General features: G+C 66.0%; 11 protein-coding genes and 1 pseudogene. All 12 read right to left on the bottom strand.

Features of this window, described 5'->3' with window-relative positions:
- Positions 1 to 198 precede the first annotated feature (198 nt).
- The 12 genes and pseudogenes from ACPEES_RS09215 to tatA all read right to left on the bottom strand — a co-directional run bounded on the left by ACPEES_RS09215 (position 199) and on the right by tatA (position 16,917).
- The gene (locus ACPEES_RS09215) at positions 199 to 1,644 is read right to left on the bottom strand and encodes a bifunctional 2-methylcitrate dehydratase/aconitate hydratase (RefSeq protein ID WP_435103174.1); all 1,446 of its coding nucleotides are present in this window, start codon (positions 1,642 to 1,644) and stop codon (positions 199 to 201) included.
- A 435-nt stretch (positions 1,645 to 2,079) separates the two neighbouring features.
- The gene (gene prpF, locus ACPEES_RS09210) at positions 2,080 to 3,258 is read right to left on the bottom strand and encodes a 2-methylaconitate cis-trans isomerase PrpF (protein WP_435103173.1); all 1,179 of its coding nucleotides are present in this window, start codon (positions 3,256 to 3,258) and stop codon (positions 2,080 to 2,082) included.
- A 99-nt stretch (positions 3,259 to 3,357) separates the two neighbouring features.
- On the bottom strand, positions 3,358 to 3,729 hold the full coding sequence (locus ACPEES_RS09205) for an endonuclease domain-containing protein (RefSeq protein ID WP_435103172.1): 372 nt from the start codon (positions 3,727 to 3,729) through the stop codon (positions 3,358 to 3,360).
- A gap of 421 nt (positions 3,730 to 4,150) precedes the next feature.
- Entirely contained in the window at positions 4,151 to 6,763 is a 2,613-nt protein-coding gene (gene acnD, locus ACPEES_RS09200) for a Fe/S-dependent 2-methylisocitrate dehydratase AcnD (RefSeq protein WP_435103170.1), read from the bottom strand.
- Between the two features lie 179 nt (positions 6,764 to 6,942).
- On the bottom strand, positions 6,943 to 8,067 hold the full coding sequence (gene prpC / locus ACPEES_RS09195; RefSeq protein ID WP_435103169.1) for a bifunctional 2-methylcitrate synthase/citrate synthase: 1,125 nt from the start codon (positions 8,065 to 8,067) through the stop codon (positions 6,943 to 6,945).
- A gap of 61 nt (positions 8,068 to 8,128) precedes the next feature.
- Entirely contained in the window at positions 8,129 to 9,016 is an 888-nt protein-coding gene (gene prpB / locus ACPEES_RS09190) for a methylisocitrate lyase (RefSeq protein ID WP_435103168.1), read from the bottom strand.
- Positions 9,017 to 9,368: 352 nt separating this feature from the next.
- On the bottom strand, positions 9,369 to 10,790 hold the full coding sequence (gene lpdA / locus ACPEES_RS09185) for a dihydrolipoyl dehydrogenase (RefSeq protein WP_435103167.1): 1,422 nt from the start codon (positions 10,788 to 10,790) through the stop codon (positions 9,369 to 9,371).
- A 38-nt stretch (positions 10,791 to 10,828) separates the two neighbouring features.
- Positions 10,829 to 12,160, bottom strand: coding sequence for a 2-oxoglutarate dehydrogenase complex dihydrolipoyllysine-residue succinyltransferase (gene odhB / locus ACPEES_RS09180; protein WP_435103166.1), 1,332 nt, complete (start codon positions 12,158 to 12,160; stop codon positions 10,829 to 10,831).
- Positions 12,161 to 12,223: 63 nt separating this feature from the next.
- Positions 12,224 to 15,043 (bottom strand): 2-oxoglutarate dehydrogenase E1 component, encoded by a 2,820-nt coding sequence (locus ACPEES_RS09175; protein WP_435103165.1) that lies wholly within the window; start codon positions 15,041 to 15,043, stop codon positions 12,224 to 12,226.
- Between the two features lie 447 nt (positions 15,044 to 15,490).
- Positions 15,491 to 16,255, bottom strand: a pseudogene (tatC, locus tag ACPEES_RS09170) (twin-arginine translocase subunit TatC); the annotation flags it as partial.
- Positions 16,252 to 16,635, bottom strand: a complete 384-nt coding sequence (gene tatB / locus ACPEES_RS09165; RefSeq protein ID WP_435103164.1) for a Sec-independent protein translocase protein TatB — start codon at positions 16,633 to 16,635, stop codon at positions 16,252 to 16,254. The pseudogene tatC and the gene tatB, both read right to left, overlap by 4 nt.
- A 15-nt stretch (positions 16,636 to 16,650) precedes the next feature.
- Positions 16,651 to 16,917, bottom strand: a complete 267-nt coding sequence (gene tatA / locus ACPEES_RS09160) for a Sec-independent protein translocase subunit TatA (RefSeq protein ID WP_435103163.1) — start codon at positions 16,915 to 16,917, stop codon at positions 16,651 to 16,653.
- Between the last annotated feature and the right edge of the window lie 10 nt (positions 16,918 to 16,927).

Here is a 16,927-nt window from a genome sequence, read left to right as displayed (position 1 = left end):
ACGCCGGCGCTCACGCGCCTTGCCGAGCCGCCGCGCAGTGGCGCTGAGACCTGACAATATTTCCTGCAAGGTTAGTAAAGTAGCAAGCACGGGTGCCGGGATCGTCTTGCAACTTTGTACTTTGCACTTTCAACTCAGCGGCAATTGGAACTCCCGATTCCGCCGCATCGCACGGCACAAGCCTGGCGCCACCCTCTGTCAGAGCGCCCACAAATCCACGAACTCGTGTACCGGCATGGCCTCGAGTGTCTGCCGGTCGGAGCAGGCGCGCTTGATGCGCTCGGCCTGCCTGGGGGCGAAACGCGTGGCGAGCGCCTTCTCGAACTTCTCCACCAGTACCGGAATGCCTTCCTCGCGGCGGCGGCGGTGGCCGATGGGGTACTCCACGGCGACCCGCTCGGTCTTGCTGCCGTCGGTGAAGAACACTTGCACCGCGTTGCCGATGGAGCGCTTCTCCGGGTCGAGGTAGTCCTTCGAGAACTGCTCGTTCTCCACCACCTCCATCTTCCCGCGCAAGGCATCGATGCGCGGATCCGCGGCGACGTGATCCTCGTAGTCCTCGGCAGTGAGACGGCCGAAGATCAACGGCACGGCGGTCATGTACTGGATGCAATGGTCGCGGTCGGCGGGATTGTTGAGGGGGCCGGTCTTGTCGATGATGCGAACGCCTGCCTCCTGGGTCTCGATGACCACGCGCTCGATCTCGTCGAGGCGGTCGCTGACCTGGGGGTGCAGGGTCATCGCCGCCTCGCAGGCAGTCTGGGCGTGGAACTCCGCCGGGAAGGAGAGCTTGAACAGGATGTTCTCCATCACATAGCTGCCGTAGCCCCGGCTGAACTGCAGCTCGTTGCCCTTGAACAGCACGTCGCTGAAGCCCCAGGTGGACGCTGACAGCGCCTTGGGATAGCCGATCTCCCCCTTGTCCACGATCAGTGCCAACCGCAGCCCGCGGGAGGAGGCGTCACCCGCCGCCCAGCTCTTGCGCGGGCCGGCCTGCGGGGCATGGCGGTATGCGCGCAGAGCGGAGCCGTCGATGAAGGCGTGGGACGCCACGTTGGTGACGTCGTCCGCGTCACCGCCGAGCAGGCCCATGGACACGCAGGAGGAAGCGATTCGCACCAGCATTACGTGGTCCAGGCCGACACGGTTGAAGCTGTTCTCCAGCCCCAGGATGCCCTGGATCTCGTGCGCCTTGATCATCGCGGTGAGCAGATCGCGCACCGTCATCGGCGTCCGGCCCTCGGTCACCGCGCGGCGGGAGAGGTGATCCGAGATCGCGAGGATGGCACCCAGGTTGTCCGAAGGATGGTTCCACTCCGCCGCCAGCCAGGTGTCATTGAAGTCCAGCCAGCGCACCATCGCGCCGATGTTCCAGGCCGCGGTCACCGGGTCCAGCCGGAAATGCGTGCCCGGCACCTTCACGCCATTCGGCATGTCCGCTCCCTCGACCACCGGCCCAAGCAGCTTGGTGCAGGCCGGGTACTGCAGCGCCAGCATTGCGCAGGCCAGGGTGTCCATCAGATCGTAGCGGGCGGTCTCGTACGCCTGCGTGGACGTGATCTCCGTGTTGACCACGTACTCGGCGATGTCCCGGAGCGCCTTATCGTAGTCCGGACGCTGGGACGATCCAGTGCTGGTGCTCATGGTCGCCTCCTCCTGAATGCCGCTTTGTTCGATGGGGTATCCGGCCGGCGACATGGATATCCCGCGTAGTCATTCTTGGTGTCGGTAGCCGCGGGTCTAAACCCTTGAAACGTTGAAAGAGAAACAAGCCGCTATCGCGACTATCCCCCTCTCCCCCTACCCCTCTCCCGCGAGGGGGAGAGGGGAGTATGAGAGCACCACGATGTTCGATCGCGACAAACCTCCAATCCCTCACCCTGGACAGGGGAGGGAGTATGGGGACGCCACAGCATTCGATCACGACAAGTCTCCAATCCCTCGCCCTGGACGGGAAAAGGGAGTATGAGAGCGCCACGACGTTCGATCACGACAACTCTCTAGCCCCTCTCCCTGGACGGGAGAGGGGTTGGGGAGAGGGCGAAACGGTCCGGGTAGCCCAGGCCGCATGCGGGACGACTAGAACGCATCCCCCGGCACCCGCACCCAGCCCTCCATCAGCACCCGCGCACTACGGCTCATGATGGCCTTCTCCACGGTCCAGGCGCCGTCCACCTGTTTGGCCTCGGCGCCCACGCGCAGGGTGCCGCTGGGGTGTCCGAAGTGGACGGCGTTGCGGTCGCCGCCGCCGGCGGCGAGGTTCACCAGTGTGCCGGGAATGGCGGCGGCGGTGGCGATGGCGACGGCCGCGGTGCCCATCATGGCGTGGTGGAGCTTGCCCATGGACAGGGCGCGGACGAGCACATCGATGTCTTCGGCCTTCACCGCCTTGCCGCTGGAGGCGGTGTAGCCCTTCGGCGGGGCGACGAACGCGATCTTGGGCGTGTGCTGGCGGTTGGCGGCCTCGGCTACGTCCTCGAACAGGCCCATGCGCACGCCGCCGTGGGCGCGGATGGTCTCGAACATCTCCAGGGCCCTGGCGTCCTCGTTGATCGCGCCCTGGAGCTCGGTGCCGGTGTAGCCGATGTCCTCGGCGTTGACGAAGATGGTGGGGATGCCGGCGTTGATCATGGTGGCCTCGAACGTGCCAACGCCCGGCACTTCCAGGGCGTCCACGAGGTTGCCGGTGGGGAAGATGGCGCCGCCGCCGTCCGCGGGATTCATGAACTCGATCCGGATCTCGGCGGCGGGGAAGGTGACGCCATCCAGCTCGAAGTCGCCGGTCTCCTGCACCGCGCCGTCAGTGATGGGGATGTGGGCGATGATGGTCTTCTCGATGTTGGCCTGCCAGATACGCACGGTGCAGTAGCCGTTCTCGGGGATGCGCTCGGGGTCGATGAGGCCGCGCTCGATGGCGAAGGCGCCCACCGCCGCGGTGAGATTGCCGCAGTTACCGCTCCAGTCGATGAAGGGCTTGTCGATGGAGACCTGGCCGAAGAGGTAGTTGACGTCGTGATCGGGGCTGTCGCTCTTCGACAGGATCACGGTCTTGGAGGTGGATGAGGTGGCGCCGCCCATGCCGTCGGTGTGCTTGCCGTACGGGTCGGGACTGCCGATGACGCGCAGCAGCAGGGCATCGCGGGCCGGGCCGGGCTGCTGGGCGGCTTCCGGGAGGTCATCGAGCCCGAAGAACACACCCTTGCTGGTGCCACCGCGCATGTAGGTGGCGGGGATGCGGATCTGCGGTGCGTGGGTCATGTCGGTTGCTCCGTATTTCCCTCTCTCCCCCCTCTCCCCTGACCCCTCTCCCGCGAGGGGAGAGGGGGACGTGGGGTTATCCAGGTCGAGGGCCGCTGGTCACGTACCCCTTTCGCCCGACCCGTCTCCGGCGGGGAGCGGCGGGGCATGGAGGGCATTGTGAATGTCGTTCAGTACGTTGTCCGTCTCATTCAGTATCTGGTGGTTCCAGTAGCGCAGGACCGTGAAGCCCTGTGCCTGGAGCCAGGTGTCGCGGCGGTGGTCGGCGGCACTTTCGTTGTGCTGGCCGCCGTCACATTCGACGATCAACCGTGCGCGGAAGTGGACGAAGTCCACGATGTACGGGCCGATGGGCTGCTGGCGGCGGAATTTTTGGCCATTCAGGCGATGGGCGCGCAGGTGGCGCCACAACAGCCGTTCGGCGTCCGTCATGTTCCGGCGCAGCGATTTCGCGAAGCCTCGCTGGTTCATAGTGGTCCTCCGTGACCGGGTTGATGTCCGTTTCACCCTCTCCCCAACCCCTCTCCCATGAAGGGAGAGGGGCTTTGTTGGTCCTCGCCTCCCGTGAACGGAAAGGCCGTGTCGGTCCTTGCCTCCCCATGAAGGGAAAGCTTTGTCGGTCCATGGCCTCCACGAAGGCAAGGCCTTGTCAGTCCGTGCCTCCCCATGAAGAGAAAGCTTTGTCGGTCCATGGCCTCCGCGAAGGCAAGGCCTTGTCAGTCCGTGCCTCCCGTGAAGGGGAGAGCTTTGTCGAGCCATGGCTCCCGTGTAAGGGTAGGCTTTGTCGGTTCGCGCCTCCCGTGGCGACAGAGGCGCGGCAATGCTCGCCCGGGCTGCCTTCTCGCTCCCCTCTCCCCTCGCGGGAGAGGGGTCGGGGGAGAGGGGGTGCCTCTCAGCTACTCGCGGCCTCCGCGTCCGGGCGCTCGCCCATGAACTCCTTGGCGAAGCGCTGGAGGATGCCGCCGGCGGAGTAGATGCTGAGCTCGTCCTGGGTGTCCAGGCGGCAGATCACCGGAACCTCCTCGCGGCTGCCGTCCTGGCGATGGATCACCAGGGTCAGGGTGGCGCCCGGGGCCGGTTCGCCCTCGACGTCGTAGGTCTCGGTGCCGTCGATGCCCAGCGTCTTGCGGGTGGTGCCCTCCTGGAACTGCAGCGGCAGCACGCCCATGCCCACCAGGTTGGTGCGGTGGATACGCTCGAAGCCCTCGGCGGCGATGGCCTCGACGCCTGCCAGGCGCACGCCCTTGGCGGCCCAATCTCTCGACGAACCCTGGCCGTAGTCGGCACCGGCAACGATGATCAACGGCTGCCGGTGCTGCTGGTAGATCTCGATGGCGTCCCACATACGCATGACCTCGCCCTCCGGCTCCAACCGGGTGAGCGAGCCCTGGCGAACCTCGCCGTGCTCGTCTCGCACCATCTCGTTGAAGAGCTTGGGGTTGGCAAGTGTCGCGCGCTGGGCGGTGAGGTGGTCGCCGCGGTGGGTAGCGTAGGAGTTGAAGTCCTCCTCCGGCAGGCCCATCTTCGCCAGGTACTCGCCGGCCGCGCTGTCCGGCAGGATGGCGTTGGACGGCGAGAGGTGGTCGGTGGTGATGTTGTCCGGCAGCACTGCCAGCGGCCGCATACCCCTGAGCGCAGGCTTGTCGGCGAGGTCGCCCTCCCAGTACGGGGGCCGGCGGATGTAGGTGCTCATGGGGCGCCAGTCGTACAACGGGCTGACCTGCTCGCCCTTCTCCACCTTGATGTTGAACATCGGCGTGTAGACGTTGCGGAACTGCTCCGGTTTGACGCTCTCGCGCACGATGCGGTCGATCTCCTCGTCGGAGGGCCACAGGTCCTTGAGGGTAACCGGGTTGCCGTCGGCATCGTAGCCCAGCGCGTCCTTCTCGATGTCGAAGCGCACGGTGCCGGCGATGGCGTAGGCCACCACCAGCGGCGGTGAAGCGAGAAAGGCCTGCTTGGCGTAGGGGTGGATGCGGCCGTCGAAGTTGCGGTTTCCGGATAGCACCGCCGTGGTGTAGAGGTCGCGGTCGATGATCTCCTGCTGGATCTCGGGGTCGAGGGCGCCGGACATGCCGTTGCAGCTGGTGCAGGCGAAGCCGACGATGCCGAAGCCGAGGCGCTCCAGCTCCGGGAGCAGGCTGGACTCTTCCAGGTACATCTGCACCGCCTTGGAACCCGGCGCCAGCGAGGTCTTCACCCAGGGCTTGCGGGTGAGGCCCATCTCGTTGGCCTTCTGCGCGAGCAGGCCGGCAGCAACCACGTTACGCGGGTTGGAGGTGTTGGTGCAGCTGGTCACGGCGGCGATTATCACCGCACCGTCGGGCATCTGTCCTTCCGCCTCCTCCCAATCGCCGGCGATGCCGCGCTCGGCGAGCTGCGAGGTGGGCAGGCGGCGGTGCGGGTTGGACGGGCCGGCCATGGTCCGCTCCACCGCGGAGAGGTCGAAGGTGAGTGTGCGCTCGTACTCGGCGGTTTTCAGGGCATCGCCCCACAGGCCGGCCTCCTTCGCGTAGGTCTCGACGAGCTTCACCCGGTCGTCGTCGCGGCCGGTGAGCGTCAGGTAGTCGATGGTCTGGCGGTCGATATGGAACATCGCCGCGGTGGCGCCGTACTCCGGGGTCATGTTGGAGATGGTGGCGCGGTCTCCCACGGTCAGGGCCTCGGCGCCCTCGCCGAAGAACTCCAGGTACGCGGAGACCACGCGCTCGCGGCGCAGGAACTCCGTCAGCGACAGGACGATGTCGGTGGCGGTGATGCCCGGCTGCGGCTTGCCGGTGAGCTCGACGCCGACGACGTCGGGCAGGCGCATGTAGGAGGGCTGGCCGAGCATGACGCTCTCCGCCTCCAGGCCGCCGACACCCACGGCGATCACGCCCAGCGCGTCCACGTGGGGGGTGTGGCTGTCGGTGCCCACGCAGGTATCGGGGAAGGCCACGCCGTCGCGCGCCTGCACCACCGGCGACATCTTCTCCAGGTTGATCTGGTGCATGATGCCGTTGCCCGGGGGGATGACGTCCACGTTGTCGAAGGCCTTCTTGGTCCAGTCGATGAAGTGGAAGCGGTCCTCGTTGCGCCGGTCCTCGATCTCGCGGTTCTTCCTGAAGGCGTCCGGGTCGTAGCCGCCGCACTCCACGGCCAGGGAGTGGTCGACAATGAGCTGGGTCGGCACCACCGGGTTCACCTTGGCCGGGTCGCCACCCTTCTCGGCGATGGCGTCACGCAGGCCGGCGAGGTCCACCAGCGCTGTCTGGCCGAGAATGTCGTGGCAGACGACCCGTGCCGGGTACCAGGGGAAGTCCAGGTCGCGCCGGCGCTCGATGATCTGGGTGAGCGCGGCGGTGAGCTGTGACGGATCACAGCGGCGCACCAGATTCTCCGCCAGCACGCGCGACGTGTAGGGGAGCTTGTCGTAGGCACCCGGGCGAATGTCTTCGACCGCGGCCCGGGTGTCGAAGTAATCGAGGTCGGTGCCCGGCAGGGACTTGCGGTATTGGGTGTTCATGGCGTCGTTCTTCCAGCTTCCTGGCCGTGCGGACCGGCGTGGCCGCCGGCTCGGCATGTACGATCAGGGGCCCGGCGCGGCTCCCTCGCGCCGGCGGCCCGCTTGCCCCGGATACGTGCCGTCCCTGGCGGACCCGGATGGGTGGCGTGGCTCGGTGCCGCACGCGCGGGGGAGATTGGTCAGTCGCGCTCGTCGATGGGGATCCACTGCTGCAGATCCGGGCCGGTGTAATCGGCGCTCGGGCGGATGATGCGGTTGCTCGCGCGCTGCTCGAAGACGTGGGCGCACCAGCCGGTCACTCGCGACATCACGAAGATGGGAGTGAAGAGCTTGGTGGGAATGCCCATGAAGTGATACGCGCTCGCATGGAAGAAATCGGCGTTGGCGAAAAGCTGCTTCTCCCGCCACATGACCGCCTCCACCCGCTCGGAAACCGGATAGAGCACAGTGTCGCCCACCTCCTCGGCGAGGCACTTCGACCACTTCTTGATGATGGCGTTGCGCGGGTCGTTGTCGCGATAGATGGCGTGGCCGAAGCCCATGATCTTGTCCTTGCGCTCGAGCATGCCGAGGATTTCGCGCTCGGCCTCGTCGGGGTCGGACCACTGCTCTATCATCGCCATCGCCGCTTCGTTGGCGCCGCCGTGAAGCGGCCCCCGCAGGGAGCCGATGGCCCCGGTGATGCAGGAATGCATGTCCGAGAGCGTCGACGCGCACACCCGTGCGGTGAACGTCGAGGCGTTGAACTCGTGCTCGGCATACAGGATGAGCGAGGCGTGCATCACCTTCTCGTGGGTGGCGTTGGGCGCCTCGCCGTGGAGCAGGTGGAGGAACTGCGCACCGATGGAGTCATCGTCAGTAGCCGGATCGATGCGCTCACCGTCGTGGGAATAGCGATACCAGTACGTGATGATCCCCGGCAGTACGGCGAGGAGGCGATCGGCGACCTCCTGCTGCTCGTCGAAGCTCTGCTCGGTCTCGAGGTTGCCGAGCATGGAGCAACCCGTACGCATCACGTCCATCGGGTGCGCGTCGGCCGGGATGCGCTCGAGCACCTCCTTGAGCGCATCGGGGAGCTGGCGCAGCCCCTTGAGACGGCGCTTGTAATCGGCGAGCTCGCCGCTTGTGGGCAGCTTACCGTAGAGGAGCAGGTAGGCCACTTCCTCGAACTCGGCGTGCTCGGCGAGATCGTGGATGTCATAGCCGCGGTAGGTGAGCCCCGTTCCCTTGATACCAACGGTACACAGGGCGGTCTCGCCGGCACTGGTGCCGCGCAGGCCGGCACCCGTTTTCTTCTCTGCCATGTTGCCTCTCCTTCGCGATCGATGTTCGGATCCGCGCCGCGGCGCGATCACCGCGCGTGGATCAGTCGTCGCCGCGCGCGAACAGCTCGTCGAGCTTGCGCTCGTAGTCATGGTAGCCGAGCACGTCGTAGAGCTCGTCCCGAGTCTGCATCATGTCGGTGACGCCTTGCTGCGTGCCGTCGCGGCGAATCGCCGCGTAGACCTGCTCTGCGGCGCGACTCATGGCACGGAAGGCAGACAGCGGGTAGAGCACCAGGCCGGCACCGGCGTCGCGCAGCTCGTCCACGGTGAACAGCGGGGTCCTGCCGAACTCGGTGATATTCGCGAGCACCGGAACCGGCACCCGGCCCGCGAACGCCTGGAACTCCTCGAGGGTATGCAGCGCCTCCGCGAAGATCATGTCGGCGCCGGCGTCCACGTAGGCGTTGGCACGCGCCACCGCGGATTCCAGCCCCTCGCTGGCGTGCGCGTCCGTGCGCGCCATGATCACGAATTCCTCGTCGACGCGGGCATCCACGGCGGCCTTGACGCGATCGACCATCTCGCCGGTGGACACCAGGGCCTTGCCGGGGCGGTGGCCACAACGCTTCGCCTGCACCTGGTCCTCGATATGCACGGCGGCGGCACCGGCGCGGCCAAGCTCCCGGATCGTTCGGGCGATGTTGAAAGCGCCTCCCCAGCCGGTGTCGATGTCCACCAGCAGGGGCACGTCGCATACGCCGGTGATACGGCGCACATCCTCGGCGACGTCGGCGAGCTGGGTGATGCCGAGATCCGGCAGCCCATAAGACGCGTTGGCGACGCCGCCGCCGGAGAGATAGATGGCGCGGAAGCCGGCGCGTTCGGCCAGCAGCGCCGAGTAGGCATTGATGGTGCCGGCGACCTGGAGCGGACGCTCCTCGGCGACGGCCTGACGGAAACGGCGGCCGGCTGACTCGATGGTAGGCATGGTTTTTTCTCCCTCGTCACGGGGCGCAGCGCGCCCTGGGGATCAGCGGCGGATGGCGCAATCCGGCGCAGCCGCCGCAGCGTCGGATCGCCAGTTTACGCTAACGTAAAACCGTTTCCCAAATCACTTTAAAAACAATGTCTTAAAAAACAATTTGAGGGATTATCCGCTTACACCGGATCGCATGGATCTATCGGTATTGGAAAACACAATAATGCGCGAATCCGTGCATTGACGGCGGCACTAACTTCTCTTGCAAAATACTAATCCGATCACAGGTAATGCCACGCTTTCGCCCACAAAAAAGCCGCCCGAAGGCGGCTTCTCCACGGTCGGTGCGTTTTCAGCCAACTCAGTTCGCCTTGTGAATGGCCCGTTTGTCCACCGACAGGGCGGCCTCGTGCACGGCCTCGGAGAGCGTCGGATGAGCGTGGATGGTGCGCGCCAGATCCTCCGAGCTCGCCGAGAACTCCATGGCGACCACTGCCTCGGTAATGAGCTCCGACGCCTGGGGGCCACCGATGTGTACGCCCAGGATGCGGTCGGTCTCGGCATGGGCGAGGATCTTCACCATGCCCACGGGGTAATCCATCGCCCGGGCACGGCCGGTGGCGGCGAAGCCGAAGGTGCCCGACTTGTACGGCGTTCCCGCCTTCTTGAGCTGGGCCTCCGTCTTGCCCACCCAGGCGATCTCCGGATGCGTGTAGATCACCCAGGGGATGGTTTCGTAGTTCACGTGCCCGGGCTGACCGGCGATCAGCTCGGCAACCATCATGCCTTCCTCGCTGCCCTTGTGGGCGAGCATCGGGCCGCGGACCACGTCGCCAACGGCGTAGACGCCCGGGATGTTGGTCTCGCAGTGGTCGTTGACGTGGACGAAACCGCGCTCGTCGGTCAGCAGCTCCACGTCGTCATGGGAGAGGCCCTCGGTGTTGGGCCGGCGACCCACGGCGACGATGAGTTTGTCCACCTGGATGTTCTGCTTGCCGTCCTTGTCCTCGTAGTGCACCGAGACGGTCTTGCCCTTGCGGGTCTCGGTCACGCGGCAGCCAAGTCGGATATCCAGCCCCTGCTTCTCGAACTGGCGCTTGGCGTCGCGTGCGACCTGCTGGTCCACCGGCGCCAGGAACTCGTCCTGGGCCTCGAGCAGCACCACCTTGGAACCGAGCCGGTTCCACACGCTGCCCATCTCCAGGCCGATCACGCCGGCGCCGATGACGCCCAGGCGCTTGGGCACCTCGGAGATCTCGAGCGCAGCGTCGGAGGTGAGGATGCGCTCCTCGTCCACCGGCGCCGCACCGATGTCGATGGGCTTGGAGCCGGTGGCGAGGATGACGTTCTGTGCCTGCAGGGTCTGCGCCTTGCCCTTGTGCGGCGTGAACTCCACACGCCGCTCGGTGAGCAGCTTCCCGTGGCCCTGCAGCCACTCGATCTTGTTCGCCTTGAACAGCTGCCGGATGCCACCGGTGAGATCGGCGACGACCTTGTCCTTGCGGCTGATCATCTGCGGAACGTCGAGGCTCACGCCCTTGACGTTGATGCCGTGCCCGGCGAGCTCCTCGTTGACCTTGTGATACTGCTCGGAGGAGTCGAGCAGCGCCTTGGACGGGATGCAGCCGACATTCAGGCAGGTGCCCCCCAGCGCCGGCTCGCCGTCCTTGCGGCGGAATTCGTCGATGCAAGCGACGTTCAGCCCCAGCTGCGCGCAGCGGATGGCCGCGACATAGCCGGCCGGCCCGGCGCCGATGACGATGACGTCGTAGGAATTGGCCATGTTGTCTCCTGTTGTCTGGTGTCGTTCCGTGCGCTCGCTCAGACCTCGAGCAGCAGGCGTGCCGGATCCTCGAGCATGTCCTTGATCGTGACCAGGAACTGCACCGCTTCGCGGCCATCGATGATGCGATGGTCGTACGAATGCGCGAGGTACATCATGGGTACCGCCTTGACCTCGCCATCGACCACCATGGGCCGTTCCTGGATCTTGTGCATGCCGAGAATGCCGCTCTGGGGCGGGTTGATGATAGGCGTGGACAATAGCGAGCCAAAGATGCCGCCGTTGGTAATGGTGAAGGTGCCCCCGGTGAGCTCCTCGATACCGATCTTGCCCTCCTTGGCGCGCTTGCCGAAGTCGGCAATGCTCTCCTCGATCTCCGCATAGGAGAGCTGGTCGGCGTTGCGCAGCACCGGCACCATCAGCCCACGTTCGGTGGACACGGCGATGCCGATGTCGTAATAGCCGTGGTAGATGATGTCCTTGCCGTCGATGGAGGCATTCACGGCGGGGAAACGCTTCAGTGCCTCCACGGCAGCCTTCACGAAGAAGGACATGAAGCCCAGCTTGATGCCGTGGGACTTCTCGAAGCGGTCCTTGTAGCGCCCGCGAAGCTCCATGACCGGCTGCATGTTCACCTCGTTGAAGGTGGTGAGCATGGCGGCGGTCTGTTGCGCCTCGACGAGACGCTCGGCGATGCGCTGGCGCAGGCGGGTCATGGGCACGCGCCGCTCGGGGCGCTCGCCGGGCGCCTCGGTCGCGGGGACTTCCGGCGAGCGCTTGGCCTGCGGCGATGCATCACTGCGGCGCCCGGCGGGCTCTGGCTCGCGCGGGCGACGCTCGGCGGTCTCGGCCTCGGTGCTCGCCTCGCCCCCGCCATTGTCCAGATAACGGACGACGTCCTCCTTGGTGATGCGCCCTTCGCGACCGGTCCCCTCGATCCGGGCCGGATCCAGATCGTGCTCGGCGACCAGACGGCGTACCGCCGGCGAGAGCTCATCGTTGACTTCCGCCGGCGCGGCGTTCGCCTCGCTCGCCTGCGACGCAGATCCAGCCGCTTCCGCCTCGGGCCCCTGGGACGCCGCCTGGGCAGTTTCCTCGGCCTTGGCTTCTCCGCCACCGGCAGCCGCCGCCCCGCCTTCGCCCAGGGTGGCGATGACTTCGTCGGCGGTGACCGTGTCCCCGTCATTCTTGAGTATTTCGCCGAGCACGCCGTCCTCCGGCGCCGGGACCTCGAGCACGACCTTGTCGGTCTCGATGTCCACTAGGTTCTCGTCGCGCTCGACGGCGTCACCGGGCTGCTTGTGCCAGGTGACCACCGTCGCCTCGCTGACGGACTCGGGCAGTGCGGGTACCTTGACTTCGATGCTCATCGATTCCTCGCTTGTTATCCCCTGTGGCCTGGCGGCCAGGCCTCGATTCGTCCGGCGAAATACTCAGTCGAGCGCCGTTTCGACCAGACGGCGCTGTTGATCGTGATGCAGCTTGGCGTAGCCGGCCGCCGGGGACGCCGAGGGGTCCCGGCCAGCGTACGCAAGCGTCTGCTCCCGCGTCAGGCAATTCACCAGGTGGTGACGGATCTGATACCACGCGCCCTGGTTCTTGGGCTCCTCCTGGCACCAGACGATGTCCTTCGCCCCCTTGTAGCGCCGCTTGAGCAGGGCAGCGAGCTCCTTCTCGGGGAAGGGATAGAGCTGCTCGACGCGCACGATGGCGACATCGGTCTGCTCGCGCTTGCGTCGCTCCTGAAGCAGATCGTAGTAGACCTTGCCGCTGCACAGGACGACGCGCCGGATGTCCTTCACCTTGAGATCGTCGATCTCGTCGACCACCACGTGGAAATGGCCGCGGGAGAGATCGTCGAGCACGGAGGTGGAGAGCTTGTGCCGCAGCAGTGACTTGGGCGTCATGACGATAAGCGGCTTGCGTCCGGGCCGGAGCAGCTGCCGACGCAGCATGTGGAAGAACTGCGCCGGCGTGGAGGGCACGCACACCTGGATGTTGTGCTCGGCGCACAGCTGCAGGAAGCGCTCCAGCCGGGCCGAGGAGTGCTCGGGTCCCTGGCCCTCGTAGCCATGGGGGAGAAACAGGGTAAGGCCGCACAGCCGGCCCCACTTCGCCTCACCCGAGCTCAGGAACTGGTCGATGACGACCTGGGCACCGTTGACGAAGTCACCGAACTGCCCCTCCCAGACCACCAGGGTTTCCGGATCGGCGGTGGCGAAGCCGTATTCGAAGCCGAGCACAGCCTCCTCGGAGAGCAGCGAGTCGATCACCGTGAAATTCGACGGGTCCGTGGAGATGTCCTTCAACGGCACGTGGGTGCTGCCGTCGCGGGCATTGTGCAGCACAGCATTGCGATGGAAGAACGTGCCGCGACCGGAGTCCTGGCCGGTGAGACGGACATTCCAGCCCTCTTCCAGAAGGCTGGCGTACGCCATGGTCTCGGCGAAGCCCCAGTCCATGGCGAGCGCACCGGCGGCCATCTTGCGCCGGCTCTCCATCATGCTCGCCACCCGCGGGTTGAGCTCGAAGCCCTCGGGCAGGCGCTGAAGATTCTCCTGTAACGCGCGGATACGCTCCAGCGACACCGCAGTCGCCACCTCCCGCTCGCCGCCGTCGTTGAAGTACGGCGTCCAGTCGACGGCGTACTCGTTGTGCACGGCATCGAGGATGCGCGGCGCGACGATTCGGCCCTCGTCCAGGGCGTCGCGGTAGTCGCGCTCGAGCTGCTTGACGATGTCGGCCTCCACCGCTCCGGCCTCCTGGAGGCGCTCGGCGTAGCGCTTGCGCACCGGGGTGTGCTGCTTGATCTTCTGATACATCATCGGCTGAGTCGCCGACGGCTCGTCCGCCTCGTTGTGACCGTGCTTGCGGTAGCAGATGAGGTCGATGACCACGTCGCGCTTGAAGCGCTTGCGGTAGTCCATCGCGAGCTGGGTGACAAACAGCACCGCCTCGGGATCGTCGCCGTTCACGTGGAAGATGGGCGCCTGCACCATCTTGGCGACCTCGGTGCAGTACAGCGTCGAGCGCGTATCCAGCGGGTTCGAGGTGGTGAACCCGATCTGGTTGTTGACGATTACGTGCACCGTGCCACCGGTGTAGAAGCCACGTGCCTGGGAGAGCTGGAAAGTCTCCATGACCACGCCCTGACCGGCGAAGGCGGCGTCACCGTGAATGAGCACCGGCAGCACCTCGTCGCCCTCGAAATCGCGCCGGCGCTGCATGCGCGCGCGCACCGATCCCTCGACCACGGGATCGACGATCTCCAGATGCGAGGGGTTGAACGCCAGCGCCAGGTGCAGCGGGCCGCCATCGGTCATGATGTCCGAGGAGTGGCCCATGTGGTATTTCACGTCGCCGGCGGTCGCCTTCTCCAGCTCGTAGTCCCCCTCGAACTCCGCGAAGAGATCCTTGGGCGACTTCCCGAGCAGGTTGACCAGCACGTTCAGCCGGCCACGGTGGGCCATGCCCAGCACCAGCTCCCTGACCCCCTGTGCGCCGCCGCGCTGGACCACTTCGTCGAGCAGGGGGATCAGGGTCTCGCCACCCTCCAGCGAGAAGCGCTTCTGCCCGACGTACTTGCTGTTCAGGTATTTCTCGATGCCCTCGGCGGCGGTTAGCCGGCGTAGCAGCTCGATGCGACGCTCGGCGCCGAGATCCGGGCGCGCACGCGGCTTCTCCAGGCGCTCCTGGATCCAGCGCTTCTGCACCGTGTCGGTGATGTGCATGTACTCCGAGCCGATCTTGCCGGCATAGACCTCCTCGCACAGGGCGATGATCTCGCGCAGCGTCTGCCGCTCGGCGGTGAACAGCGACCCGGTGTTGAATGTCCGGTCCATGTCGGCCTCGGTGAGACCGTGGTAGACCGGGTCCAGATCGGGCACCTCGGGCTTCTCGCGCAGCTCGAGCGGATCGATATCCGCGAGCTGATGCCCCCGGAAACGGTAGGCATTGATCAGGCGCAGCACCGACGCCTGCTTCTGTGCGACTTCCGGCGCCATCGCTTCGGCAGCGGCACCGTTACCGCCGCGCTGTCGCCCGATGCGCTCGAACTCGGCGACGATGGGACTGTGCGGGATGTCCTTTCCGGTTACGCCCTCACCCGCTTCGAGTCCCTGGAAGTATCCCCGCCATTCGGCGGGCACCGAGTCGGGATCGCTGAGATAGGCTTCGTAGAGCGCCTCGATATACGTCGCGTTGGAACCGCTGAGATACGAGTTGCGCAGAAACCGTTCAAAAGCACCATTCATGGGAAGTTCACCTGGCGATTTGCGCGCGTGTGCAGAGGACGACTACCGATAATGGTAGCCCGGCGCCCGGGCTTGCCGGCCGATGCGGCAGGACCCGCACGCGAGTGGGAGAGAGGGGAAAACCGCCGGGGCAGCTGCCCTGCGATCACGGGCTGCCGGCCCGGGAGGGCCGGGTGCGGCCGTTCGCCGCCGTCCGAATCTTCGGGACCGGATGCACTCGCTCCGGAAGCGCTCATCTCGCTGTGTGCCCGACGTTTGCTGCCCAGGAAGAGTGGCGCGCGCTCAGCACTCACCCAATCTCCGGGAGCGTGCTCAAGCGCAACACACCCTTAATACGATACGCGGGGCCGACCACAGGCGCAACAGTGGCGCGGGTTTAGGCGCAACATGCGACCTCTGACGGAGCCGCACCCGATCAGGGGCGACCGAATTCTTACCTAACAGTCAGCTTTCGGTCGCTTTGTCGCCAGCCGCTGTCGGCAAAAACCGGGAGAAGATGAGCCCTAGCTCGAAGAGAAGCCACACCGGCAGCGCGAGTAGTATCTGAGAGATGACATCCGGCGGTGTGAGCAGCATGCCGACGGTGAACGCGGCCACGATGACGTAGGGACGCTTGGCCCCGAGGTCGGCGCGGGTGGTCACGCCGCTGCGGATGAGCAGGATCGTGGCGATGGGCACCTCGAACGCCGTGCCGAAGGCGAAGAACAGCGTGAGCACGAACGAGAGATACTCGCCAATGTCGGTCATCATGGCCACGCCCTCGGGCGTGACCCCGGCGAAGAAGCGAAACACCAGCGGAAAGACGACGAAGTACGCGAACGCCATGCCCAGGTAGAAGAGCACCACGCTCGAGCCCAGCAACGGCCAGACCAGTCGGCGCTCGTGGCGGTAGAGTCCCGGGGCGACGAAGGCCCACACCTGATAGAGGATATAGGGCACGCACAGGAATAACGCCGAGACCAGCGCAAGCTTCAACGGTATAAGGAAGGGCGTCGCCACCTGTGTGGCGATCATCTGTCCTCCCTCCGGCAGCACCGCCTGCAGCGGGCCGGAAAGCCAGTGATAGAGCGGCTCGCGTACCGGATAGAGCAGCAGGAAGACGGCGAGCGTCACCACGACGATCCGCAGCAGCCGGCTGCGCAACTCGAGGAGGTGACTGAGCAGGGGACGGTCCTCGTCCACGGCGTGTTCGTCGCGAGGGTCGGCGCTCATCGCTCGGCCTGGTCTCCTCGGTGTTGCGTGGCATCGTCATCGCCGGTGGATGTGCCGGCCTGGTTGCCGGCCTGCGCCGCACCGGCGGCTTCCTCGACGCCCTGACGGGCGCGCTCGGCCTCGGAGCGCACACTGTCGGTCGTGCTCTGCACGCCTTCGCGGAGGTCGCGCTCGGTATCGCGTAAAGCGCGCTGCGTATCGCGCAGACCCTGTGCATTGGCCTCGCGCTCGATTTCGTCGCGCACGGAGTAGAACGTGGCGCGCGCCCGACCCACCCACAGGCCGAGCGTTCGCATCAGCCCCGGCAAGCGCTCCGGGCCGACCACAATCAGCGCGATCACGCCGATGACGAGCAGCTCCCAGAAGCTGACGTCGAACATTGCCAGCCGCCGACGCTAGGAGGTGTGGTGGCGATCGCGAGAAGCGTCGGTGTCGTGACCGGCGTTCGCCTCGCTCTCGTCACCGCCTTCCAGACGCTGCTCGCTGGGAGCGTCGCTGTCGCGCTTTTGCTCCTGCTCGCCCTCGTTGATGGCGCTCTTGAAGCCCTTGATCGCACCGCCAAGGTCGCTGCCGACGTTGCGCAGCTTCTTGGTACCGAACAGCAGCAGCACGATGACCAGGATGAGCAGGAGAGACCAGATGCTGATACCACCGAAACCCATGGGGAACCCT

This window comes from Arhodomonas sp. AD133, assembly GCF_051195215.1.
In the GTDB taxonomy this organism is placed as follows: Bacteria; Pseudomonadota; Gammaproteobacteria; order Nitrococcales; family Nitrococcaceae; genus Arhodomonas.
The sequence above is the reverse complement of the archived record's forward strand: the minus strand, read 5'-3'. Positions and strand labels throughout refer to the sequence as shown.

What these genes read in the sequence shown, in the direction of transcription:
- acnD (WP_435103170.1), bottom strand. Translation starts at nt 6,763, where the DNA reads ATGAACACCCAATACCGCAAGTCCCTGCCGGGCACCGACCTCGATTAC.
- ACPEES_RS09215 (WP_435103174.1), bottom strand. Translation starts at nt 1,644, where the DNA reads ATGAGCACCAGCACTGGATCGTCCCAGCGTCCGGACTACGATAAGGCG.
- odhB (WP_435103166.1), bottom strand. Translation starts at nt 12,160, where the DNA reads ATGAGCATCGAAGTCAAGGTACCCGCACTGCCCGAGTCCGTCAGCGAG.
- tatA (WP_435103163.1), bottom strand. Translation starts at nt 16,917, where the DNA reads ATGGGTTTCGGTGGTATCAGCATCTGGTCTCTCCTGCTCATCCTGGTC.
- prpF (WP_435103173.1), bottom strand. Translation starts at nt 3,258, where the DNA reads ATGACCCACGCACCGCAGATCCGCATCCCCGCCACCTACATGCGCGGT.
- ACPEES_RS09175 (WP_435103165.1), bottom strand. Translation starts at nt 15,043, where the DNA reads ATGAATGGTGCTTTTGAACGGTTTCTGCGCAACTCGTATCTCAGCGGT.
- prpC (WP_435103169.1), bottom strand. Translation starts at nt 8,067, where the DNA reads ATGGCAGAGAAGAAAACGGGTGCCGGCCTGCGCGGCACCAGTGCCGGC.
- tatB (WP_435103164.1), bottom strand. Translation starts at nt 16,635, where the DNA reads ATGTTCGACGTCAGCTTCTGGGAGCTGCTCGTCATCGGCGTGATCGCG.
- ACPEES_RS09205 (WP_435103172.1), bottom strand. Translation starts at nt 3,729, where the DNA reads ATGAACCAGCGAGGCTTCGCGAAATCGCTGCGCCGGAACATGACGGAC.
- lpdA (WP_435103167.1), bottom strand. Translation starts at nt 10,790, where the DNA reads ATGGCCAATTCCTACGACGTCATCGTCATCGGCGCCGGGCCGGCCGGC.
- prpB (WP_435103168.1), bottom strand. Translation starts at nt 9,016, where the DNA reads ATGCCTACCATCGAGTCAGCCGGCCGCCGTTTCCGTCAGGCCGTCGCC.